Origin of the sequence: Chryseobacterium sp. 22532 (assembly GCF_052044665.1) — a bacterium.
Classification (GTDB): domain Bacteria; phylum Bacteroidota; class Bacteroidia; order Flavobacteriales; family Weeksellaceae; genus Chryseobacterium; species Chryseobacterium lathyri.
Map to the genome: position 1 here is coordinate 695,673 of NZ_JBQENJ010000003.1, position 20,829 is coordinate 716,501.

Consider the following 20,829-nt stretch of genomic DNA (forward strand, 5'->3'; position numbering starts at 1 on the left):
CAGTGTTTAAATATGTAAATAATTTTAGGAAATAATTTCAGCTTGATGAATAAGCTTTTCTAATATATCCTCAGTAGAAAGTTCACTGTAATCGTGAATTGATTGTCCAGCCCAGATGCCTACAAAATCAGGATCATTCAATGTTTTTGAAACCCTGCGCAACTCATTCGTCAGCTTATTCTGATAGGGATAAGGCAGAATGTAGGCTGAGTTTTCAAGAGTTTCGATGTATTTATTTTTGATTCCTCTCGCATACCGGCCCGAAAAGCTTTTTGTCAGGACAATGTCCTTTTCTGTTACATTTTTCAGTCTTCCTTTTTCAAACGGCTGCAAAGCACTTTCCTCTGATGCCAGCAAGATGCTTCCAACCTGGAACCCCTGTGCTCCAAGTTCTTTTGCTGCCCTTAAAGTTTTTCCATTATAAATACCGCCTGCATAAATGAGCGGAACTTTCACATGATTATATACGTTAGAAAATAAAGACATTCCTCCAATTTCAGGAATAATATCGGCATCAAAAGATCCTCTGTGACCTCCGGCTTCAATTCCCTGCACGCAAATGATATCAGTTCCAGATTTCTCCAGGACTAAAGCTTCTTCTACAGAAGTACAGGTTCCTATAAGGATTATTCCATGTTCTTTTAGCTTCTGAATGCTTTTACCATCCAGATTTCCGAAAGTAAAACTCAGAATCTTACAGCCTTCTTCAATAATAGCATCTATCTGCTCAAGATAGCCATTCACTCTGATCTCTTCAGGATCAGGAAGCTGAACTTCTATATTATTTTCTTTTGCAAGCTGGGTAATAAACTGTTTGGTTTTAACAAATTTTTCTTTCAAAGAATCTGTCAGCTCAGGAATATGGTGGACAAAAATATTGACAGCAAACAGCTGATCTGTCAGTTTTTTGGTCTCTCTGATGAGCTCAGCAGATTGAGCTGCAGAAAGATCTGCTAATGCAAGCGATCCCAGACATCCGGCTTTTGAAGCTGCAGCAGTCATCTGCGGAGTACTTACCCCAAACATCGGAGCCTGAATTACAGGATATTTTACATCAAAAATTTTATTGAGTGTATCCGGCCAAAACATAAGAATTATTTTTATGTAAAATTTACAAAAATCTGATGATATGTTAAGTTTATAAAGCATGATATTGCTCACAAACACCTACAGATGAATCTTTTACTTCTCCTTACGCAGTTCCTTATATTGCTCTTTCATTTCAGGATCGAGTTTTTCTATAGCATAAGAAAAAGTAGCAGCAGGCATTGCTTTCGCATACTGATCAAGAAAATCATACAGTCTTTTGGGATTTTTCTTTCCGGCTTCCCTGATCCAGCTTCCAACTGCTTTATTTACCAGCTCATGAGGGTCATGAATAAGGATTTCTGCAATCTTAAAGGTATCTTCAACATCATTTTTTCTGATAAAAGCATGCGTACTGACAACGGCCGTCCTTCTTTCCCAAGGGTTTTCAGATTCAGCCAGCTGGTACAAAATATTTCTTGACTTATCAATCAGATAGTTTCCGATAATATTCCTGGCTCCACGGTCTACAAAATCCCAATTGTTTAAACGGTCGTGACGCTGTAAGTACAGATCAAATAGTTCTTTTTTCTTTTCTTCCGGTGTTTTTTTATTCCCCGCCTGAAAACTCATAATACTCACTGCACCCATTCTTACTTCGTAGAAATCATTATCGAGAAGCTTGTTAATTTCTTTCAGCGGCAAAGCAGAAAATTCTTCTGCCGTTTTGAAAACATCCCCGAACTTAACCCCAAAATGCTTTGTACTATCATCATTTCCTTTAAAAAATTTTTCAACCTTGCCTATTTCTTTCTCATTTCTGAAAGTGGACAGTTTTTCTATGAATTGTGCTGCAGTCATGATTTTATCTAATTAAAAAAAAACACCCGCAGATTAAACTGATTCAGCAGATTGTTGTATTAAATCTGTGTTCCGTTTGATCTGCGGGAGAAAATGGGGTAATATTATATTAAATATCCGCTACGGATTTCAACATCTTTTCTTCCCATTCAGGGTCTTTAGGATCAAAGAACAATCTTTTGCCTGTATCTAAAGAACGGACAATATTCATTTCCTCTTCAGTCAGTTCAAAATCAAAAACATTGAAATTTTCTTCAATTCTTGAAGGCGTTACAGATTTCGGAATGACAACAAAGCCTTCCTGAAGGTGCCATCTCAGGATCACTTGAGCCACAGTTTTATTGTATTTCTCAGCAACCGCTTTTAGCTGGGAGTTGTTTAAAAGATCTGCATTTCCGTTTCCAAGAGGGCTCCATGGCTGCGTTACGATATTGTTTTCTCTGTCATATACCTGAAGCTCCTTTTGCTGAAAAACCGGATGAAGCTCAATCTGATTGATTACAGGATGAACCTTTGAATTGGCTTTCAATTCTTCTAACTTCTCTACCGTAAAGTTACATACGCCGATAGCCTTGATCTTTCCTTCTGCATATAATTCCTCCAGAGCTTTCCAGGTTCCCAGGAAATCCCCATAAGGCCAGTGGATCAGGTACATATCCAGATAATCCATCTGCAGCCTGTCCAAAGTTCTTTGAAAGGCTTTCTTTGCCTTTTCATAACCATGATCCTGAACCCAGACTTTTGAAGTAATAAACAACTCATCTCTGTTCACTCCGCTGTCTTTCACCGCCTGGCCCACTGCTGTTTCGTTCTGATAAATAGCTGCTGTATCAATCATTCTGTATCCTGTGTGAATGGCTTTTACCACTGCTTTTTCACATTCATCCAGATTTTCCATCTGCCATACTCCAAAGCCCAAAGCCGGAATATCCACTCCGTTATTTAAGGTCACTACAGGCTGCCCTGCATATGTTTTCTTTTGCATAATTTCTTTAATTTAATTTTTGATATTAATGTAAAGCCTAACAAATTTGCAATAAAAAATTGGAATCCTGCTTACCATTTTTACTGTTTTTAAACTAATTAGAGGCTGTTGATAATATTTCTCCATTTCACAACTCTTTCTAACTTCTAACCTAATTTCCCTATTTTTGCAGGAAACTCATAACAATGTCCCATCAAATCAGGCTGGCTACAGCTGAAGATTATCCAAGAATTATGGAAATCTGGGAATCTGCTGTAAAAGCAACCCATGATTTCCTTACTGACGAAGATTTTAATTATTTTAAAGAAGCTATTCCAAGAGACTACCTCCCGCATCTTGATGTTTATCTGATTTCGGAAGATGGTGAAGCAAAAGGTTTTGCCTCTGTAGTTGAGGATAATCTGGAAATGCTTTTTATTCATGATGATGTACGGGGAAAAGGATATGGCAAAAAACTTTACGAATTTATGAAGGAGACTACAGGCCTGACCAAAGTGGATGTCAACGAACAGAATCCTAAAGCTATTGGGTTTTATGAAAAAATGGGTTTCAAAAGGGTTGGAAGATCGGAGAAGGATGGCTCAGGAAAAGATTATCCACTTATTCATATGAGTCTGTAATGAAAAATCTCGTTTTTAATAAGCTAGAACCGGGAACGAATATTCCGTATGAATTACTGTTACTTGCTGATGAAACTATTGAAGCCATTAACCAGTATATTTTTGATTGTATCGTTTATGTTTTAAATGACGGCTTTCAGAATATTGCTGTAATGGCGCTGCATCCAAACAGCAGTACAGAATTGGAAATCAAAAACATAGCAGTTATTGAAAGCTACCAAAGCCAGGGAATTGGCAGTATTCTTATTAATAAAGCGAAAGAAATAGCCAAAGAAAATAGCTATGCAATTTTAACTGTAGGAACTTCAGATACAGGTTTCCAACAGATTAAATTTTACGAAAAGAACGGCTTTATAAAAAAGGGAATACGTAAAGATTTCTTTACAGACCATTACCCATTCCCTATTTATGAAAATGGATTACAGATGCGCGACATGGTTGTTCTTGCCCATGACCTTTCTGAATAAGCCTTTAATATGATCGATTTCAGACTGATAATTTGTTTTTTTTCTGCAGCCGAAATAGAGCGTATTTTCCAGTTTTTTTTCACCTTCCCAGATCATTTTGACATCCCCGTTCTCTATTTCATTTTTACACAGAAAATTAGGAATAACAGCCAGTCCTGTTCCGCCTTTCAGACAGCGGATGATGGAATTTAAATTCGGGACTATATAATTGGGACGGAAATTCGGTTTATGCCCGAAATTCATGATCCAGAACTGGAAAAGATGCTCCATATCACCTGTCGTTCCGTACCATTTTTCCTGTTTCAGCCATTCTTCGGCATGCTCTATTCCTTTGGTATCGAGTGTTTTCCGGAAGCTTTCCGTATCTATGTCTTTTCCGCCTACAAGAATGATCTGCTCGGAAGAAAATGCCTCATGTTCGATATTAGGTGAAACTCCTTTTTTGGGTGTAATAATCAGGTCCAGAATCCCTTTATCCAGCTGATCCAGCATTTCGGGATATTCTCCAAAGCTGATGATCAGATTAAAAGGTAAAGTAGAAACATACTGCTCCAGTGTAGTCTGGAAGGTCTCAAAACACATTCCCACACTGATGGTAGGAGTCAGTTTTTCAGTGGATTTCTGAAAGTTTTTCTCTACATCTTCCAGCCTGGAAATCGGTTCAGAAACAGCATTGAATAATACTTTTCCTCTTTCGGTAGGGATCATTTTCCTTCCGGTTCTGTCGAATAATTTATATCCTACATACGCTTCCAATGAGCTTAAATGGAGACTCACGCCAGGTTGTGAAATGAACAGGGAATCTGCTGCTCCTGTGAGGGTTCCGGTTTTGTATATCGCTTTAAAAGTGCGGTACCATTCTAAATTGACCATAACTTTAATTATAAATATTCTGATACAAAATTACAAAATAATTATAATACTGATGTTTTTTCATTCTTTAGAAAGGATGCATAATAATCGGGAATCCCGCTTTCTTCGATAGCAAAAGCAGTTTCTTCAATAGGATAAGGAATTTGAATAATCTCCGGCAGCATACAATCTTCTTCTATCGTCAGAATCAGGTAGGATGCCAGGCGGTTTTCTTCTTTGGAACGGCCTACAGATCCACAGTTAACAGCCCATCCTTTAGTTTCAAAATATTTTTTAAATGATAAATGAGTATGTCCCATTACAACTATATCAGACTGGGATTCTTCCAGCATATCTAGAAAAACCTTATTATTCTCAGATTCATACAGGTAAATATCATTATTCAAGAGACCTGAATGTACCAATTGAATATTCCAGTGCCGCTTTCCTACTTTATAGTTTAATTTTATGTGAAAAGGTAATCCTGATAAAAACGTTTTATTCTTGTCTGTAATATGCTTTTTGGAGTGACCAATAGCTATAAATCTGGCTTCTGTTTCTCCCGGTGAATGTTTAGGTAAAGGGACAACAGGGATATCAAAAGCAATTCTTTCGTCATGATTTCCCATAAGACAAGGAATGTTCAGATATCTGATCTTTTCAATCACTTCATTTCCCCAGGGGGCAAAATCAACCAGATCACCCAGGCAGAATTTCTGTGTAATTCCTCTTTTCTCCATATCCCCGAGCACAGCATCCAATGCGGGAAGGTTTCCATGTACATCACTAAAAATGGCAATCCGTATCATATTCATTCTATTTCATAACAAAATTACAGGAGAAGTCTGACAACAGGTTCAACCGGCTATATGATATTTAACCATGAATGAGACATCCAACTATCATTATTCTAATAGTTACTTATAATTTATACTATTTTTATTATACAACACCTGAATGTAACTTTGCATCATAAAATTTAAACAATCATAAAATGAAAAAAGTATTGATCATTAACGCAGGGCAAAATTTCGGACATTCCGGAGGAAAATATAATGACACGATTGCAGAAAATACACTTGCAGTACTTAAGAAATTTGAAAATATAGAAGTAAAAACCACTCAAATTGCAAATGGTTTCGATAAGGATGAAGAAGTAAAGAAATTTGTCTGGGCAGATTTTATTATCTACCACACTCCGATCTGGTGGTTCCAGCTTCCCAACGGATTCAAGAAATATATTGATGAAGTTTTCACAGCCGGTCATGCCAAAGGAATTTACATGAGCGACGGAAGAAAAGCTGAAAACCCGGAAATCAACTATGGGACCGGAGGAATGCTGGGCGGAAGAAAATATATGGTAACCACCAGCTGGAATGCGCCTGAAACTGCCTTTACACTTCCCGGAGAATTCTTCAATGAGACCAGTGTAGATAATGGACCACTATTTGGATTCCATAAAATGAATGCTTTTGTTTCTTTGGAAAAAATGGGAAGTTTTCACTTCCACGACGTAGAGAAAAACGCCAATATAGAACGTGATATGAAACTTTACAGAGACCATATTGAGCAGGTTTTTGAAAAAGAACTTAAACCACAATTAGCCTAATGAAAAAGATATTAATAACTGGAATCACCGGTTATATCGGGGGTTCCGTAGCCAGAAAGCTGGCAGAACGAAGCTACAGTGTTACAGGGCTTGTCCGCAATGCAGAGGCAGCAGAAAAATTAAAGCAGGCAGGAATTGAATCCATTATAGGCAATATACATGACGAAGCTGTTTTGAATGCCGCCATTTCCAATGCTGATGCCATTATCCATACTGCAGATTCTGCGGATGATGCCTATGCAGCAGACAGTTTCATCAATGCGCTGGAAGGAACCGGTAAAACGTTTATTTTTACTTCAGGTTCAGCTATTTTCGGAGGAAAAGAGAACGGAGAAAAAAATGATTTTGTTTACACAGAAGATATTCCCCTGAATCCCAGGCTTGAAATGGCATCAAGAGTGCTGATTAATCAATACATACTTCAATCTGCCAAGAAAAATATAAGAAGCATCGTCATTGTACCTACCATGGTTTATGGCGAGGGACTGGGTTTAAAAAAAGACAGCATTCAGCTTCCGGCTCTGATCAATTTTTCTAAAGGCAAAGGATTTGGAGCTTACTTTGGGAAAGGCGAAAATATCTGGTCGAACCTTCATATCGAGGACCTTGCAGATCTGTATGTACTTGCATTGGAAAAGGCAAAAGCAGGTTCTCTTTATTATGCAGAAAACGGTTCTTCCACGATCAGAAATCTGGCAGAAAATATAAGCAGACAATACAATTTACAACCGGCACAGTCTGTCAGCATACAGGAGGCAGTCAATACATTTGGTCCTGCGGGAGGGTATTTTGGATTTGCCTCAAACAGTTTGTGTAATTCGGATAAGGCCAAAGCAGAACTGGGCTGGAATCCCCAATATCAATCCATCGAAAATTTTATTTAATATGAAAATTTATCTTACGGCAGTTATCAAAGCCAAACAAGAATATCAGGCGGAAGTACTGGAAACCCTTCAGAATATGGTTCAGGAAACAAGAAAAGAAGAAGCCTGTGAACTTTACAGCCTTCACCAGGGAATTGAAGATAAAAACCAGTTTATTTTCTATGAGATCTGGAAAAGCGAAGAAGGGCTGGCACAGCATAACCAGCAGCCTTATATTCAGGCTTTTGGAGCTATTATTGACGAGAAACTACAGGAACAACCGCAAATTTATACCACCCATATCCTTTAATATGAAAAAATTAGCATTTTTATTTTTAGCCTTACTTACTGTGGGGTTTATACAGGCACAACACCAAAAATCTAAACTTATGAAAAAGAAAATTTTGTTTGTCGTAACAAGTCATGACAAAAAAGGAAGCACCGGCGAGGACACCGGATATTATCTTGGCGAAGTTTCCCATCCATGGGAAGTGCTTCACAAAGCAGGATATGAAATTGATTTTGTAAGCCCAAAAGGCGGAACTCCTCCGGTAGACGGATTTGATTTAAAAGATCCCGTAAACAAAGAATTCTGGGAAAATACAGAATACAAAAACAAAATCGATCATTCTTTACAGCCTTCTCAGGTAAATCCAGACAATTACAGCGCAATTTTCTACGCAGGAGGTCATGGCGCCATGTGGGATTTCGCAGATAATACAGAATTGGCAGGTATTGCTTCAAAAATTTATGAGAATGGCGGTATTGTATCGGCAGTATGCCACGGTCCGGCCGGTCTTGTGAACATTAAATTGAACAATGGAAAATACCTTGTAGACGGCAAAAAAATCAATGCCTTTACCAATGAAGAAGAGGCTGAAGTAAAGCTTACCAATGTAGTTCCTTTCCTTCTGGAAGAAAAACTGAAAGAAAGAGGGGCAAAATTTGAAAAATCAGGGCTTTGGCAGAACCATGTAGTAACGGACCAGAGAGTGATTACCGGACAAAATCCACAGTCTGCAAAAAGCGTAGGTGAAGCTATTTTAAAAGAACTTACTAAATAATCAATTCATTAACCACAAAAGACAAAAGCTTTATTCTTTTGTGGTTAAATTTTTAAATACAACTTATCCAAAAACAAAAAATGGAATACAGAAAATTAGGAAATACAGAACTGGAACTGTCTGCTATTACTCACGGAGCATTTGCCATCGGGGGAAATATGTGGGGCGGAAATGAAAAACAGGATTCCATCAATTCAATTCATGCCTCTCTGGATCACGGCGTAACTTCTATTGACACGGCACCCTTCTATGGATTCGGACTCAGCGAAGAGATGATCGGAGAAGCTATTAAAGGAAAAGACCGTACAAAAATCCAGCTGCTGACCAAATTCGGGCTGGTATGGGACGGGAGCAACAACGGAAAAGGAGAATTTTTCTTTGATGCTGAGGATGAAGGAAAAACCTTCCCGGTATATAAATATGCTTCAAAAGCCAATGTAATAAAAGAAGTAGAAGAAAGTTTAAAAAGACTGGGAACAGATTATATCGATCTTTTACAGCTTCACTGGCCGGACAGCACCACCCCGATCTGCGAAACAATGGAAGCTATGGAACTTCTTATCCAGCAGGGAAAAATTCTTGCAGCAGGAGTCAGCAATTATACCGTTTCACAAATGCAGGAAGCTAACAGAACTCTTCATCTGGCGAGCAACCAGGTTTCTTACAGTATGCTGAACAGAGCTATTGAAGGCGATCTGGTCCCTTATTCTTTAGAAAATAATTCAGGAATTATTGTTTACAGCCCGATGGAAAGAGGTCTTTTGACCGGAAAATATTTCAAAGAAGATAAATTAAAGGATAACGACCACAGAAACGGCTATTTTTCACAGTTTGATTTAAATAAAGTGAAAACTTTCCTGGAAAAAATAGAACCTATTGCTAAGGAAAAAAACACCTCCCTTTCACAGCTGGTATTACGCTGGACTACCATGCAGCCGGCAATTACCGTTGTATTGGCAGGAGCCAGAAATGCTCAGCAGGCTATCGAAAATGCCCAGGCTATGTCCATTGAGCTCTCTCAGGACGAATTGAATTTCATCAATACAGCATTGAGCGAAATTTAATCTGATACAGCAAGTGAACTCTTTCAGATGAAACAGTTTGCTGCTTTTCTTTCTTTCACCCCATACCTGATAAAAAATGAAAAAGAATCTGATCAAAATGTTCGGATTGGTTACTCTATTGACCATTACCAGCATCGCTTTAAAAGCGCAAAACCAAAGCATCAATCCTGACGATACATCATGGTACCCTTCTGTTTATGGGGCACATGACGAAATAGGAGCTGCCAATCTGCTGACCCCGGAAGTTGTAAAACAAGCCGTAGGATTAGTAAAACAGGGTAAAACACTTCCTTTGGCTGTAGCTATTGATAAAAATCTTCCGGCTTTCAGACACAGAAGTTTTAATTTATACAATATCCAGCCTGGTGAACAGGGCGGAAAGAGCCTTGGACCGAATAAATTCACTTTCAATGATGAGCTTGTGAATGGATGGACCGGGGTGGGAACCCAGCTGAACGGCATCGGCCACATCGGAATTGATAATACGTATTATAACGGAAATAAAGCCACTGATTTTGTAACTGTAGAAGGAGTAAAGAAACTTGGTATTGAAAAAGTGCCTCCTTTTGTTACCCGGGGTGTGGTTTTAGATATGACCGCTCACTATGGAAAAGCAGTAGTTCCGGGTGGTACGGAATTTACAGCATCAGATATTAAAGCCGTTTTAAAGAAACAGGGAATTACCCTCAGAAAAGGAGATATTGTGCTGTTCAATACCGGATGGCTGGAACTGATCGGAAAGGATAATCAGAAGTTTTTAGAAACCGAACCGGGAATTGGTATGGAAGCTGCGCAATGGCTTGCTGAGCAGGGAATTGTTGCTTTCGGAGGAGATACCTGGGCATCAGAAGTCTATCCCAATCCGAAATCCAAGGAAGAATTTCCCATCAACCAGTTCATGCTGGCCAAAAAGGGAATTTACAATCTTGAACTGATTGACAGCCGTCCATTGGTAAAAGACAGGATCTGGGAGTTTCTGTTTGTTCTGGGACAGCCATTGTATGTGGGATCCACACAGGTAAATATCAATCCTGTTGCAGTCTATTAGAATCCTGATCCATAAAAATAAAATAGCCTTTCAGTTTTGAAAGGCTATTTTGATCATAAGTTTTGCCAAAAATTATTTTGGAACTTCCAGATGTGTACTTACCGCTATTCTGTTCCATGCATTAATGGTCACAATAGCCATGATGATCTGTGCAATGGCTGCCTCATCAAAGTACTGTTTTGCCTTCTGAAATGTTTCTTCTGTAAGGCCTTTATCGCTGATCAGGGTAATTTCCTCCGTCATCGCCAAAAGAACCTGTTCTTCTTCTGTGAAAAAATCTTTCGCTTCTCTCCAGCCGTTAAGGATGAAAATTCTTTGAGTTGTTTCACCATATTTAAGGGCATCTTTTGTGTGCATATCAAGGCAGAAAGCACATTTGTTGATCTGTGAAGCCCTGATCTTAATTAACTCCTTTTGGATGTGGTTGAGTGAAATGGTCTGAAGGTATCCTTCCAGTCCAAGCATAGCTTTGTAAGCCGCTGAATCTACGTTGGCAATATTTAATCTTGCGCTCATACTATTATTATTTATGGGTTAAATGATCTATACTAAAAAAATATTTTGGCTGAACCGCCAGTAAAAATGCTCCGGTACTTCCTACCCAGACAGAGTAGTCAAGCGGTGCCTTAACTCCCAGTGCGATGGTCATGGACAGTGCAAATACCAGCAGTAAGAAACCCGCCCCATAGGCTGCAATCCTGATTTTCCAACCCACGAGAAGCATTAAAGGGAAAATAATTTCAAAAAAAGTAGCAGCATAAGCCGAAACAATACTTAAAGATTCAGGAAGGAAAAAGGTGAGTTTTCTTGTATATGTCTCAAAATTTGCCCAGTTTCCCCAGGCTGAATTGGCACCCCAGAAACCGAACCTGTCCGCCACGGCAGAAAGCATGGTTACAGCAAGAGCAAGTCTTAAAAACAGCTGTGGAAACTTGATATTTTTGTTTGTCATGATACTGGCTTTTAATAACATGACAAATCTCCGACTTATAATCGGTAAAAATCTTAAACTGGTTTAAGAACGTAATTTTGCTCTGATTTCGCTCAGGTATTCCGGAGTAAGGTTTAAAAAAGAAGCTATTAAATACTGTGGAATTCTCTGGATAAACCAAGGGTAAAGCGTACTGAAATGTACATATAATTCTTCTCTGGACATCTCATATAAATAACGGATCCGTCTTTCCGAAGCTGCATAAGCTCTTTGATAGATCATTCTGAAGTAGCGTTCCATAACGGGATGTTTTTTCAGCAGAAGCTCCTGCTGCTGATTGTCTATCATAAGAATGGTAGAACGCTCCACCGCCTGGATACAAAAATCTGATTTGATCTGTCTTTCATAGGCGAAAGTATCCGTGATCCACCAGTTTTCTATGGCAAATTCAGTGGTCTGCTCCGCCCCTTTTTCATTGATAAAAAATTTCCTCAGGCAGCCTACAGACACAAAATACATCGATTTACAGATCTCCCCATTAAGCATCAGGTTCTGCTTTTTCTTCACTTCCACTTCCTTAAAAAAAGAAAATATGGAAGCAAATTCCTCATCCGTAACCTTTATAAATTTGTTTAAATGTGCTTTGAAACTGTCCATGTTTGCAATTAAGTAACCAAACTTAACTTTATTTTTTTAGTTTTACAATGTCAAAAACATTAAAATCATGGAACTTGTTGCTAAAATTCTGATCGCCATCGTTGCGCTGGAACATATTTATATCCTGTGGATGGAAATGTTCGCCTGGGAAACCAAAGGGAAAGAAGTATTCAAAGCTGCATTACCGGCAGAAATGTTTAAACCTACGAAAGGATTGGCTGCCAATCAGGGGTTGTATAACGGTTTTCTTGCCGCAGGATTAATCTGGTCATTTTTAATAGATGATCCGAAGTGGCAGGATAATATAGCATTATTCTTTTTAGGATGTGTAGCTGTAGCCGGAATTTATGGAGCCATTTCTGCAACAAAGAAGATATTTTTTGTGCAGGCTTTACCCGCGATACTCGCTATTATTGCTGTGCTTTTGAAATAGTCTTAAAATTGTCATTGCGAGGAGCAACGCGACGAAGCAATCTCAGAAACAAATACTATTTTGAGATTGTTTTTACCTTAAGGTATAGTGATAAATAAACTTTTTTGTTTAATATTTTTTATCTCGCAGATTGAGTAGATTTCTTTATTTGCCGAATATTTCTGTAGTGGGATCATTTTTCAATTTTTAAATACTTAATCTTTAAATCAACTAACTCATCGATTCTTTGATCTTTTCCCTGTGAATAATCCCCCAATTCACAAGCGTTTCAGTGACCGGTAGAACTGATTTTCCGTATTCTGTAACCGCATACACTACTGTAATGGGTTTTGTGTCCTGGATTGTTCTTGTAATGAGAAGATTGATTTCCAGCTCTTTCAATTCTTTACTGAGCATTTTGGCAGAAATTCCATCAATTCCCCGTTGCAGTTTTTTAAAATGAATCTGCTGGTCTGTCCTGTTCGTCAGATAGCGTAAAATCATCAGCTTCCATTTTCCACCCAAAACATCCAGGCTGTCACGCATTGCAAACAGTTCTTCTGTGCAGCTTGCTTCTCTTTCTATGCCGTTTTCAATAATTTTTGCCATAATAGTTTCATTAAGGTAACTAGTTACCAATAGTTAACTGGTAGCAAATATAAACCATTCTCACTTTACATTTGTGTATCAAATTTACTGATATGAAAGTTATTGCATTAAATAAAAATTTCCAGCTTGAAAATGCTGTGTTCGAAAAACCAACTCCAAAAGATCACGAAATTTTAATTCAGATCAAAGCGAGCGGTTTTAACCCGATTGACTACCAGATGATTGAGAATGAACTTGAACGAAGGCTGGTCAGTTCACCTATTTTAGGCCGTGAGCTGTCCGGTATTGTTGTGGAGAAAGGAGCTGCCGCCCATCAGTTCAATATCGGAGATGAAGTATTCTGTGGAAGCGGATCCATGGGAAGCAATGGTTCTTATGCCGAATATATTGCCGTTCCGGAAGCCATCGTCGCACTGAAGCCTAAAAGCATTTCTTTTGAGCAGGCCGCTGCCATTCCTTCGGCAGGACTTACCGCACTGCAGACCTTCAAACGTTTGAAATTAAACACTGATGATACAATTTTAGTAACCGGAGCAACGGGCGGAGTCGGTTCTTTTGTGATGAAATACTTAACGGCAAATGATTTCCACAATGTTGTGGCAACTGTTGGAAGTGAGGAAAACAGACAGATTTTATTGAAAATTGGTTTACAAAATCATCAAATCATCAATTATAAAGAAGAAAATCTTGTTGCTAATCTTTTAAAAGCCAACAACAATAAGCCTTTCGATTTTGGAATCGATCTCGTCGGGAATTATATGTCCGAGGTCACAGCAGATGTCTTAAAAATTAATGGTACCTATGCCGATGTTACCGCCCTTATCACAAAAGATGCCCATGAAACCCTTTTTAACAAAGGAACTGTAATCGTGAATATTTCCAATTATTCCTACACCATGAGCAAGGATTATCAATATTACAAAGGAAATCTGGAGGAAATCTCTAACCTTATTGAGACCGGAATTATCAGCCCGCCTCAATACAAAACAATCGGTAATCTTTCTCTGGAAACAGTTTTGAAAGCCCATTCCATTCTTAAAAATAACCAGACCCAAGGTCACAAACTTATCATGAAACATGAATAAAATACCCAGACGCGTTGTCACCGGAATCAAAAACAGGAAATCAGTTATTATAGAAGACCAGCAGGCAGAAAACGTAGTGGAACATCTTCCGGGGCTTATCATTTCAGATATTTGGAACACGCAGAAAATGCCGGCAGCACTGGATCTTGAAGCAAAAATTCCTAACACAGGATTTCCACAAACTCCAAAAAACGGGACTTATTTCCGTTACGTTGTCATTCCTCCCGATAAAGATCTCGGAATGGAATTTAAAGCTGGAGAACCTCATCCCATGATGCATCAGACGCAGACTTTAGATTATATCATCATCCTTTCCGGTGAACTTTACCTGATCATGGAAGAGGGTGAGACTTTGCTTAAACCGGGAGACATTGTCATACAGAGAGGAACCAATCATGCCTGGAGCAACCGGTCGGATGAGCCATGTATTCAGCTCGCGGTACTTATTGATGCTGATAATTCAATTTAAAGATTTTCTGTATTACATATTTTACAAAAAGCAAAATCTGCTTAATCTGCACAATCTGCGAGAGAAAAAACACCTACAAAGCAGAAATTTCCAGAAGTTTCTGCTTCATATTTTCCGGCATCCAAAGACCTTCATGATAATATACTAACTTCTGATCCTTATCCAGAACAATCCACAAGGGATAAACAGGCTGTTTCTTATTTTTAGACAAAGCAAGAGCCAATTCATGAATTCCGGAATTTCCATTCGGCAGATACCCAAATTCTTTTCCCTGAAACCGTATTTTTTCTTTCATTTTTTCAGCTTCAAAATTGACCAGATAAAAATTTTCATTGATTAAGTCCACGGTTTCCCTGTCTTTATTCAACGCATGCTTTTCCATTTTACAGACCGAGCACCAGTCTGTATATAGATGGATAATAGTGGGTTTCGGATCTTTTTTCATCAATGTTTCAAGATCAGAAAAAGTGCCTGTCTTCATCTGAGACAGATAAAAACAGGGCACTAACATTAAAAATAGAATAAAATTTTTCATTTTAAAGTATATTTTATCCCGAGGAAACCTCTGATCTTCTGCATGGGTGCATATCCATAAGCAGTATCAAAAGTATAATGGTTCGGGTTATTTACCGGATCATTTACATATTTATCAAACGGGTCAAAGGGTCTCATCAAAGGATCTTTTGGTGTAAAATTGAACAGGTTCTTCACCCCGCAATACACTTCGAATCCGGATCTGAAGCTTTTTGACACCTGAATATTGGCTAAAGAATAAAAAGGTGAATATTCAGGACGGTAGTCATTAGGCAATACCGGAAGTCTCATAGGTCCGTAGAACTGTCCTGTGAAATCAACACTAAGATCATTCGGAAACTTATAGGAAAGGTTATAAGTTCCGCTCCATTTCGGTGCGTGTAATTGCTGCGATTTTTTATTGTCTCCGTCAAATTTCTGATAAACATCCAGATAGGTCACTCCCAAGCCGACACTTAAAGGAAAACTGAAGCTGAAATCTACATTCAGTGAAGCTCCCCTCGAAATTCCGTATCCGTTAAGATTGTCATAAATAATTTTATCCGGATCGGTATCAAAATCTCCTACAATCTTATTGCTGAAATAGGTATAAAATGCAGAAGCATCCAATTGCAGCATGCGGGTTCCCACCGGAATTTTCCAGATATAGTTAAGGTTTCCGTTGACTGATCTTTCGGGTTTCAGATCTGATTTGATCAATACTTCACGGGAGCCGGTAAGTGCGGCATGATCCTCTGTAAAGAGATTGACTACCCTAAAACCAGTTCCAAAATTGAATCTTAGTGTATGATAGGGATTCGGGGAAAATTTCCATGCCAACCTTGGTGAATGTACTTCATGATGAATTTTGTCATAATCAAAACGGTAGCCAACCAGCAAAGTATGTTTATCATTAATTTCCCACTGGTCCTGTATAAAAGCTCCCCAGATCGGCGATTTCATCGGTGCATTGGTGATTCCGTCTCCGGATAATGTCCCGGGTGTGTTATCATCATAAAATGTTCTTTTAAAAGTAATTCCTCCTGTCAGATCGTGCTGTCCGACTTTTTTACTCCAATAGGTCTGTGCAAAAGCCACTTTTTGAAGAGCATCATAGGGATTACTCCCGTAAAAAGAGTTCTGGTCGTGATAATTATAAGAAAACTGGGTAACGATATATTCTTTTAAAGGCCATTGATACAGTCCAAACACTTCCGCCCTGTTGGTATAAATACTTTCTCCATACACATCTCCGCTTCCGCGGTAAGATCTGTCCCACTGCATTTCCCCGCCAAAACGGTCTTCATATAAATATCTCAACGCAAAACTTGCCTGACGGTTTTCTTTTCTTTTAAAATTCCATTTATTGAAAACAGAAATCCGGCTCTGCAATGCCGCATCCGTGAAATTGTCTTTGTTCTGGTCTATCTTCTCTTTAAAGCTGAAATAATTGAAACTCAGTAAAGATGCAGCATTCTTTCCAATATTAAATTTCGTTGAAACATCAAGATTATTTTCACTCCAGGTGCTCGTCATCAGGTCTACACTTAATTTTGGAGCGGTCAGTGCGTTTTTGGTAATAATGTTGATCACTCCACCCATTGCTTCAGAACCGTAAATAGAAGAAGCAGGACCTTTTACGACTTCAATTCTATCGACAAGGCTGTTGGGAATTCCACTCAACCCATATACTGTGGAAAGTGAGCTTACAATGGGCATTCCATCGATCAGGATCATCGTATAAGGTCCTTCGAGCCCGTTGATATGGATATCACCCGTATTACATACTGAACAATTGAGCTGTGGTTTTACCCCATTGACCATCGCAATGGCTTCAAAAATACTCGGAGTCGGATTTTTCTGGAAAAACTTCTGACTGTAAACCTCTACGGCTACAGGACTTTTTGATCTGCTGAAAGGTTTTATAGTTCCGGTAATGACAACATCTTCAATAGTACTCGTTCTGATTTTTGCTTTTGGAATTGTTGCTGAATCGGTTTTTATAGTTTCCTGTATATTCAGGCTGTCTGTTTCCTGGGAAAAACAAAAAGAAGATAAAAGAGTAACAGAAAATAGTATTCGCTTCATGAAATTAAAATTGTTAGACAAATCTAACAATTATTTTTGAATTACAAAACACCATGACAAATGTTGTTGGAATGAATTCACGAAAAATGATTAAATTTGAGAAACTAGATATAAAAAGTAAAATGAGATATCATCAAGCGGGTAATATCCCACCAAAAAGACATACGATTTTCAAATCACCGGAAGATAAATTTTACTATGAACAGCTTTTCGGAACAGAAGGCTTTCACGGAATTTCCTCATTGCTCTATCATACGCACCGACCCACACAGATCAAATCAATTGGACCTGCAAAAGATGTAACCCCAAAGATCGCGGTGGAAAAAAACGTTGCTCCGAGAATGTTTAAGGGGATGAATGTAACGCCTGAGGACGATTTTATGGACAGCAGAAAGATCCTTCTGATGAACAATGACCTGAAAATGGGATTGTCAAAACCCAGAAAATCTATGGATTATTTCTACAAAAATGCTGAATGTGATGAGCTTTTATACGTTCACAACGGAACCGGGGTTCTGAAAACTTTTGTAGGAGACCTGGAATTTGTTACCGGAGACTATCTTATTATTCCTAGAGGAACCATTTATCAAGTGGAACTGAAATCAGAAGACACCGTATTTTTTGTGCTTGAAAGCCACTCTCCTATTTACACTCCGAAACGATACAGAAATGAATTCGGGCAGCTATTGGAACATTCTCCGTTCTGCGAAAGAGACATGATTCCTCCGGTTTTTAAAGAGCCTAAAGATGAGAAAGGAGAATTTTTAATCAAAGTAAAAAAAGAAAACCAGATCACAGATTTCATCTACGCAACACATCCGTTTGATGTCGTAGGATGGGACGGATACTTTTATCCTTATAAATTCAATATTAAAAACTTTGAGCCAATCACTGGAAGAATTCACCAACCGCCACCGGTACACCAGAATTTTGAAGGCCATAATTTCGTTGTATGCTCGTTCTGTGCCAGAATGTACGACTATCATCCATTAGCTATTCCCGCTCCTTATAACCATTCGAATATTGATTCTGATGAGGTTTTATTCTACACGGAAGGGGATTTTATGAGCCGTAACCACATCGACCTGATGGACTTCACTCTCCACCCCGGAGGAATCGTACACGGGCCTCACCCGGGAGCCATGGAAAGAAGTATCGGTAAAAAATTCACAGAAGAATATGCCGTAATGGTAGACCCTTTCCGTCCACTGAAAATTACAGAAGAAGCTTTGAAAGTAGAAGACCCTTCCTATAAAACTTCATGGCTGGAAGAATCAGATAAAACCATGGAAGACCGTTCCCAGGAATAAAAAATTCACCCATAAAAAATTTCATTATGTACAATTATATTAGTGCAGAAGAAGCGATATATACTATAAAAAGCGGAAACCGCGTATTTTTCCATGGAAGTGCCTGTACTCCGAATTATCTTATTGACGAACTAGCGAGACAATCTCAGCGTCTGCAAAATGTAGAGATGGTTTCCATCACCCAACAGGGAAACGTTGAAATTGCAAAACCGGAATACAAGGATAGTTTTTTTGTTAATTCTCTATTCGTATCAACACCCGTTCGGGATGCAGTGAATTCGGACAGAGGGGATTTTGTTCCGGTATTCTTAAGTGAGATTCCTATTCTATTCAGAAAAAACATACTTCCGCTGGATGTGGCTTTGGTAACCGTTTCTCCACCGGACAAACACGGTTTCTGTACTTTGGGAACTTCAGTAGATGTAGCAAGAGCAGCCGTTGATACCGCCAAAATTATTGTGGCCATCGTCAATCCTTTAATGCCAAGAACACACGGAGACGGAATGATTCACATCAGCAGGATCCATAAGCTGGTGTGGCACGAAGAAGAACTCCCAACTGTGGATTACGGCTCAAAAGTAGGCCCTGAGGAAATGCTTGTGGGAAAAAATGTAGCAGAACTTATCGAAGACAGATCGACATTACAGATGGGTATCGGAACTATTCCAGATGCTGTTCTGAAATGTTTAACCAATCATAAAGATCTTGGTGTTCATACAGAAATGCTGAGTGACGGTGTTATAGACCTGATCCAGAATGATGTGATTAATAATAAATACAAAGGCTACAACGATAATAAAACCATCACAAGTTTCTGTTTTGGTACCAGAAAGCTTTACAATTATGTGGATGACAATACTGTTTTCGCATTCAAAGATGTAAGCGACGTGAACTTCCCGATCAATATCATGAGGAATAAAAAAATGGTAGCCATCAATTCTGCCATTGAAATTGACCTCACCGGACAGGTATGTGCAGACTCCATCGGGACATTGCAGTACAGCGGAATCGGAGGCCAGATGGACTTTATGAGAGGTGCAGCACTAAGTGAGGACGGAAAGCCGATTATTGCCATCACTTCAAGAACAAAAAAAGGAGTCTCCAGGATCGTTCCTTTTCTTAAACAGGGAGCCGGTGTTGTAACAACAAGAGGGCATATCCACTATGTCGTTACAGAATACGGTACAGCTTATTTATATGGTAAAAATCTCCGCCAGCGGGCCCAGGAGCTTATCAGCATCGCACACCCTGATGATAGAGAAATGCTGGAACGAGCTGCTTATGAACGGTTTAAACACTAAGAAGATCGCAGCTTTATTTTGTCTGGCTATTTTTTCATAAATTATAATCAGTATATTAATAACTAAAAACGAAAACTGGTCTTAGAAATACTTTAACATTTTGGCAATGTTTTTGATAAACTCATTCAAAACCAAAGGAAATTGAAAACTATATATAATTCGATAAGAGAAGAAGTTGGAAAGCATGAAAAAGTAAGAAATTCTGTTTTGGGGAATGTGAATGAATGGAAAAGGAGCCATTATATTATTCTTTCTGAAATTATAAAAGATGAATTATCTGAAGCTGAAGAACTAAAAGGGGGGAAAAAATTTGAAATAGGAAATACAATATCACATGTCACCCTGCAGCGTTTTTTTGAAAACGATTATCAGGACAAAACGCATAATGACCTCAGATTTCTGAAAACACTGGATAAAATCTGTATTTTTCTGGGCTATAAAGACCTTAACGACTATATACAGTCCATGAAGCTAAAACGTCCGGAAAAGGAACCTGTAGAAGGCGACCTTGAATTTCTTACCCAAATGGTATATGATTATTGTGCTACAGCATTTGAATTTTACAAAAAATTTCCCGAGCATAAAACCGAAGTTTTTAAAGATCTGGTATTTGACGGTTCTCCGTTTTTGGAAAGAGCTTCCGGGTTTAGCAAAGAATTATGCGAAAGAGACTTTCATCTGGTGACTAAAAACAACCGTTCCAACTACGAGGTTTTTGATATTCACCTGGTTACTGACGAACCTGACAAAAAAATACTGGAAACCCAGGAATTTTGGAATCTTCTGTTCAAAGTAGGTGAAACCGGAGAGGAACATTTTGTCAATCAGCTTAATACCCAGATTTATTTTATCCGTAAAATAAATAATACATGGAAAATATGGGATAATTATAATCCCGATGCTGGCAGATTAAATAGAAAAGCCTAAATAAAAAATAGAGAAAGCCGTAGAAATTTCTACGGCTTTCTTTTTTCGAAAATATTTTTTTTTCACTT

At 38.6% G+C, this 20,829-nt stretch carries 25 protein-coding genes; 14 read left to right on the forward strand and 11 right to left on the reverse strand.

The window, feature by feature from the left end:
• Window positions 1-24: 24 nt before the first annotated feature.
• The 3 genes from ACTJIV_RS11015 to ACTJIV_RS11025 all read right to left on the reverse strand — a co-directional run bounded on the left by ACTJIV_RS11015 (window position 25) and on the right by ACTJIV_RS11025 (window position 2,872).
• Window positions 25-1,089 carry an NAD(P)H-dependent flavin oxidoreductase gene (locus tag ACTJIV_RS11015; RefSeq protein WP_440627437.1) on the reverse strand — a complete coding sequence of 355 codons (1,065 nt, stop codon included), beginning with the start codon at window positions 1,087-1,089 and terminating at the stop codon, window positions 25-27.
• A 93-nt stretch (window positions 1,090-1,182) separates the two neighbouring features.
• Window positions 1,183-1,887, reverse strand: coding sequence for a DNA alkylation repair protein (locus ACTJIV_RS11020; protein ID WP_440627439.1), 705 nt, complete (start codon window positions 1,885-1,887; stop codon window positions 1,183-1,185).
• 109 nt (window positions 1,888-1,996) lie between these two features.
• Window positions 1,997-2,872 carry an aldo/keto reductase gene (locus tag ACTJIV_RS11025; RefSeq protein WP_440627441.1) on the reverse strand — a complete coding sequence of 292 codons (876 nt, stop codon included), beginning with the start codon at window positions 2,870-2,872 and terminating at the stop codon, window positions 1,997-1,999.
• Between the two features lie 185 nt (window positions 2,873-3,057).
• On the opposite strand from ACTJIV_RS11025, the gene ACTJIV_RS11030 reads away from it, so the two are divergent.
• Both ACTJIV_RS11030 and ACTJIV_RS11035 read left to right on the forward strand, forming a co-directional pair.
• On the forward strand, window positions 3,058-3,492 hold the full coding sequence (locus ACTJIV_RS11030) for a GNAT family N-acetyltransferase (protein ID WP_440627442.1): 435 nt from the start codon (window positions 3,058-3,060) through the stop codon (window positions 3,490-3,492).
• Entirely contained in the window at window positions 3,492-3,959 is a 468-nt protein-coding gene (locus ACTJIV_RS11035; RefSeq protein ID WP_440627444.1) for a GNAT family N-acetyltransferase, read from the forward strand. The genes ACTJIV_RS11030 and ACTJIV_RS11035 overlap by 1 nt, the downstream gene beginning before the upstream one ends.
• On the opposite strand, the gene ACTJIV_RS11040 is transcribed toward ACTJIV_RS11035, so the two are convergent.
• Together ACTJIV_RS11040 and ACTJIV_RS11045 are read right to left on the reverse strand one after the other, a co-directional pair.
• Window positions 3,912-4,832, reverse strand: a complete 921-nt coding sequence (locus ACTJIV_RS11040; RefSeq protein WP_111955750.1) for a LysR family transcriptional regulator — start codon at window positions 4,830-4,832, stop codon at window positions 3,912-3,914. The genes ACTJIV_RS11035 and ACTJIV_RS11040 overlap by 48 nt on opposite strands.
• 41 nt (window positions 4,833-4,873) lie before the next feature.
• Entirely contained in the window at window positions 4,874-5,626 is a 753-nt protein-coding gene (locus ACTJIV_RS11045; RefSeq protein ID WP_440627447.1) for a metallophosphoesterase family protein, read from the reverse strand.
• A 179-nt stretch (window positions 5,627-5,805) separates the two neighbouring features.
• On the opposite strand from ACTJIV_RS11045, the gene ACTJIV_RS11050 reads away from it, so the two are divergent.
• From ACTJIV_RS11050 to ACTJIV_RS11075, 6 genes are all read left to right on the forward strand, one after another.
• Window positions 5,806-6,420, forward strand: a complete 615-nt coding sequence (locus ACTJIV_RS11050) for an NAD(P)H-dependent oxidoreductase (protein ID WP_111955748.1) — start codon at window positions 5,806-5,808, stop codon at window positions 6,418-6,420.
• Window positions 6,420-7,304, forward strand: a complete 885-nt coding sequence (locus ACTJIV_RS11055; protein WP_440627449.1) for an NAD-dependent epimerase/dehydratase family protein — start codon at window positions 6,420-6,422, stop codon at window positions 7,302-7,304. The genes ACTJIV_RS11050 and ACTJIV_RS11055 overlap by 1 nt, the downstream gene beginning before the upstream one ends.
• A 1-nt stretch (window position 7,305) precedes the next feature.
• Window positions 7,306-7,593 (forward strand): putative quinol monooxygenase, encoded by a 288-nt coding sequence (locus tag ACTJIV_RS11060; RefSeq protein WP_223558487.1) that lies wholly within the window; start codon window positions 7,306-7,308, stop codon window positions 7,591-7,593.
• Window positions 7,594-7,672: 79 nt separating this feature from the next.
• Window positions 7,673-8,347, forward strand: coding sequence for a type 1 glutamine amidotransferase domain-containing protein (locus tag ACTJIV_RS11065; RefSeq protein ID WP_440627451.1), 675 nt, complete (start codon window positions 7,673-7,675; stop codon window positions 8,345-8,347).
• Window positions 8,348-8,427: 80 nt separating this feature from the next.
• Complete coding sequence (locus tag ACTJIV_RS11070) at window positions 8,428-9,411, forward strand: aldo/keto reductase (protein WP_440627453.1); 984 nt, start codon at window positions 8,428-8,430, stop codon at window positions 9,409-9,411.
• Window positions 9,412-9,487: 76 nt separating this feature from the next.
• Window positions 9,488-10,459 carry a cyclase family protein gene (locus tag ACTJIV_RS11075; protein WP_440627455.1) on the forward strand — a complete coding sequence of 324 codons (972 nt, stop codon included), beginning with the start codon at window positions 9,488-9,490 and terminating at the stop codon, window positions 10,457-10,459.
• 72 nt (window positions 10,460-10,531) lie between these two features.
• On the opposite strand, the gene ACTJIV_RS11080 is transcribed toward ACTJIV_RS11075, so the two are convergent.
• The 3 genes from ACTJIV_RS11080 to ACTJIV_RS11090 form a co-directional block, all read right to left on the reverse strand.
• Window positions 10,532-10,975: a carboxymuconolactone decarboxylase family protein gene (locus ACTJIV_RS11080; protein WP_111955738.1), complete on the reverse strand. Its 444-nt coding sequence runs from the start codon at window positions 10,973-10,975 to the stop codon at window positions 10,532-10,534.
• A gap of 7 nt (window positions 10,976-10,982) precedes the next feature.
• A complete protein-coding gene (locus ACTJIV_RS11085) occupies window positions 10,983-11,411 on the reverse strand; it encodes a DoxX family membrane protein (RefSeq protein WP_440627457.1) in 429 nt (142 codons plus the stop codon).
• A gap of 63 nt (window positions 11,412-11,474) precedes the next feature.
• A complete protein-coding gene (locus ACTJIV_RS11090; RefSeq protein WP_440627459.1) occupies window positions 11,475-12,047 on the reverse strand; it encodes a Crp/Fnr family transcriptional regulator in 573 nt (190 codons plus the stop codon).
• A 67-nt stretch (window positions 12,048-12,114) separates the two neighbouring features.
• On the opposite strand from ACTJIV_RS11090, the gene ACTJIV_RS11095 reads away from it, so the two are divergent.
• Complete coding sequence (locus tag ACTJIV_RS11095) at window positions 12,115-12,480, forward strand: DUF1304 domain-containing protein (protein WP_111955732.1); 366 nt, start codon at window positions 12,115-12,117, stop codon at window positions 12,478-12,480.
• A gap of 210 nt (window positions 12,481-12,690) precedes the next feature.
• Here the strand turns inward: ACTJIV_RS11095 and ACTJIV_RS11100 are convergent, their stop codons facing one another.
• Complete coding sequence (locus ACTJIV_RS11100; protein ID WP_111955730.1) at window positions 12,691-13,068, reverse strand: winged helix-turn-helix transcriptional regulator; 378 nt, start codon at window positions 13,066-13,068, stop codon at window positions 12,691-12,693.
• 92 nt (window positions 13,069-13,160) lie between these two features.
• On the opposite strand from ACTJIV_RS11100, the gene ACTJIV_RS11105 reads away from it, so the two are divergent.
• Window positions 13,161-14,153 carry an NADP-dependent oxidoreductase gene (locus ACTJIV_RS11105; protein ID WP_440627462.1) on the forward strand — a complete coding sequence of 331 codons (993 nt, stop codon included), beginning with the start codon at window positions 13,161-13,163 and terminating at the stop codon, window positions 14,151-14,153.
• Window positions 14,146-14,622 carry a cupin domain-containing protein gene (locus tag ACTJIV_RS11110; protein WP_440627464.1) on the forward strand — a complete coding sequence of 159 codons (477 nt, stop codon included), beginning with the start codon at window positions 14,146-14,148 and terminating at the stop codon, window positions 14,620-14,622. Before ACTJIV_RS11105 ends, ACTJIV_RS11110 begins: the two co-directional genes overlap by 8 nt.
• A 73-nt stretch (window positions 14,623-14,695) precedes the next feature.
• On the opposite strand, the gene ACTJIV_RS11115 is transcribed toward ACTJIV_RS11110, so the two are convergent.
• Together ACTJIV_RS11115 and ACTJIV_RS11120 are read right to left on the reverse strand one after the other, a co-directional pair.
• On the reverse strand, window positions 14,696-15,103 hold the full coding sequence (locus tag ACTJIV_RS11115) for a thioredoxin family protein (protein WP_440627466.1): 408 nt from the start codon (window positions 15,101-15,103) through the stop codon (window positions 14,696-14,698).
• Window positions 15,104-15,153: 50 nt separating this feature from the next.
• Complete coding sequence (locus ACTJIV_RS11120; RefSeq protein ID WP_440627468.1) at window positions 15,154-17,223, reverse strand: TonB-dependent receptor plug domain-containing protein; 2,070 nt, start codon at window positions 17,221-17,223, stop codon at window positions 15,154-15,156.
• Window positions 17,224-17,345: 122 nt separating this feature from the next.
• Here ACTJIV_RS11120 and ACTJIV_RS11125 point away from each other — a divergent pair, with 122 nt between their 5' ends.
• The 3 genes from ACTJIV_RS11125 (at window position 17,346) to ACTJIV_RS11135 (ending at window position 20,761) form a co-directional block, all read left to right on the forward strand.
• Complete coding sequence (locus ACTJIV_RS11125; RefSeq protein ID WP_223558475.1) at window positions 17,346-18,533, forward strand: homogentisate 1,2-dioxygenase; 1,188 nt, start codon at window positions 17,346-17,348, stop codon at window positions 18,531-18,533.
• A gap of 26 nt (window positions 18,534-18,559) precedes the next feature.
• Complete coding sequence (locus tag ACTJIV_RS11130; RefSeq protein WP_440627470.1) at window positions 18,560-19,834, forward strand: acetyl-CoA hydrolase/transferase family protein; 1,275 nt, start codon at window positions 18,560-18,562, stop codon at window positions 19,832-19,834.
• 141 nt (window positions 19,835-19,975) lie between these two features.
• Window positions 19,976-20,761: a hypothetical protein gene (locus ACTJIV_RS11135; protein ID WP_111955718.1), complete on the forward strand. Its 786-nt coding sequence runs from the start codon at window positions 19,976-19,978 to the stop codon at window positions 20,759-20,761.
• Window positions 20,762-20,829 lie beyond the last annotated feature (68 nt).

Excerpts from the sequence above, each read along its gene's own strand:
- ACTJIV_RS11020 (WP_440627439.1), bottom strand. The coding sequence starts at position 1,887 with ATGACTGCAGCACAATTCATAGAAAAACTGTCCACTTTCAGAAATGAG.
- ACTJIV_RS11080 (WP_111955738.1), bottom strand. The coding sequence starts at position 10,975 with ATGAGCGCAAGATTAAATATTGCCAACGTAGATTCAGCGGCTTACAAA.
- ACTJIV_RS11120 (WP_440627468.1), bottom strand. The coding sequence starts at position 17,223 with ATGAAGCGAATACTATTTTCTGTTACTCTTTTATCTTCTTTTTGTTTT.
- ACTJIV_RS11090 (WP_440627459.1), bottom strand. The coding sequence starts at position 12,047 with ATGGACAGTTTCAAAGCACATTTAAACAAATTTATAAAGGTTACGGAT.
- ACTJIV_RS11095 (WP_111955732.1), top strand. The coding sequence starts at position 12,115 with ATGGAACTTGTTGCTAAAATTCTGATCGCCATCGTTGCGCTGGAACAT.
- ACTJIV_RS11115 (WP_440627466.1), bottom strand. The coding sequence starts at position 15,103 with ATGAAGACAGGCACTTTTTCTGATCTTGAAACATTGATGAAAAAAGAT.
- ACTJIV_RS11060 (WP_223558487.1), top strand. The coding sequence starts at position 7,306 with ATGAAAATTTATCTTACGGCAGTTATCAAAGCCAAACAAGAATATCAG.
- ACTJIV_RS11100 (WP_111955730.1), bottom strand. The coding sequence starts at position 13,068 with ATGGCAAAAATTATTGAAAACGGCATAGAAAGAGAAGCAAGCTGCACA.
- ACTJIV_RS11030 (WP_440627442.1), top strand. The coding sequence starts at position 3,058 with ATGTCCCATCAAATCAGGCTGGCTACAGCTGAAGATTATCCAAGAATT.
- ACTJIV_RS11125 (WP_223558475.1), top strand. The coding sequence starts at position 17,346 with ATGAGATATCATCAAGCGGGTAATATCCCACCAAAAAGACATACGATT.
- ACTJIV_RS11035 (WP_440627444.1), top strand. The coding sequence starts at position 3,492 with ATGAAAAATCTCGTTTTTAATAAGCTAGAACCGGGAACGAATATTCCG.
- ACTJIV_RS11055 (WP_440627449.1), top strand. The coding sequence starts at position 6,420 with ATGAAAAAGATATTAATAACTGGAATCACCGGTTATATCGGGGGTTCC.
- ACTJIV_RS11015 (WP_440627437.1), bottom strand. The coding sequence starts at position 1,089 with ATGTTTTGGCCGGATACACTCAATAAAATTTTTGATGTAAAATATCCT.
- ACTJIV_RS11040 (WP_111955750.1), bottom strand. The coding sequence starts at position 4,832 with ATGGTCAATTTAGAATGGTACCGCACTTTTAAAGCGATATACAAAACC.
- ACTJIV_RS11110 (WP_440627464.1), top strand. The coding sequence starts at position 14,146 with ATGAATAAAATACCCAGACGCGTTGTCACCGGAATCAAAAACAGGAAA.
- ACTJIV_RS11130 (WP_440627470.1), top strand. The coding sequence starts at position 18,560 with ATGTACAATTATATTAGTGCAGAAGAAGCGATATATACTATAAAAAGC.
- ACTJIV_RS11050 (WP_111955748.1), top strand. The coding sequence starts at position 5,806 with ATGAAAAAAGTATTGATCATTAACGCAGGGCAAAATTTCGGACATTCC.
- ACTJIV_RS11085 (WP_440627457.1), bottom strand. The coding sequence starts at position 11,411 with ATGACAAACAAAAATATCAAGTTTCCACAGCTGTTTTTAAGACTTGCT.
- ACTJIV_RS11065 (WP_440627451.1), top strand. The coding sequence starts at position 7,673 with ATGAAAAAGAAAATTTTGTTTGTCGTAACAAGTCATGACAAAAAAGGA.
- ACTJIV_RS11105 (WP_440627462.1), top strand. The coding sequence starts at position 13,161 with ATGAAAGTTATTGCATTAAATAAAAATTTCCAGCTTGAAAATGCTGTG.
- ACTJIV_RS11070 (WP_440627453.1), top strand. The coding sequence starts at position 8,428 with ATGGAATACAGAAAATTAGGAAATACAGAACTGGAACTGTCTGCTATT.
- ACTJIV_RS11075 (WP_440627455.1), top strand. The coding sequence starts at position 9,488 with ATGAAAAAGAATCTGATCAAAATGTTCGGATTGGTTACTCTATTGACC.
- ACTJIV_RS11045 (WP_440627447.1), bottom strand. The coding sequence starts at position 5,626 with ATGAATATGATACGGATTGCCATTTTTAGTGATGTACATGGAAACCTT.
- ACTJIV_RS11025 (WP_440627441.1), bottom strand. The coding sequence starts at position 2,872 with ATGCAAAAGAAAACATATGCAGGGCAGCCTGTAGTGACCTTAAATAAC.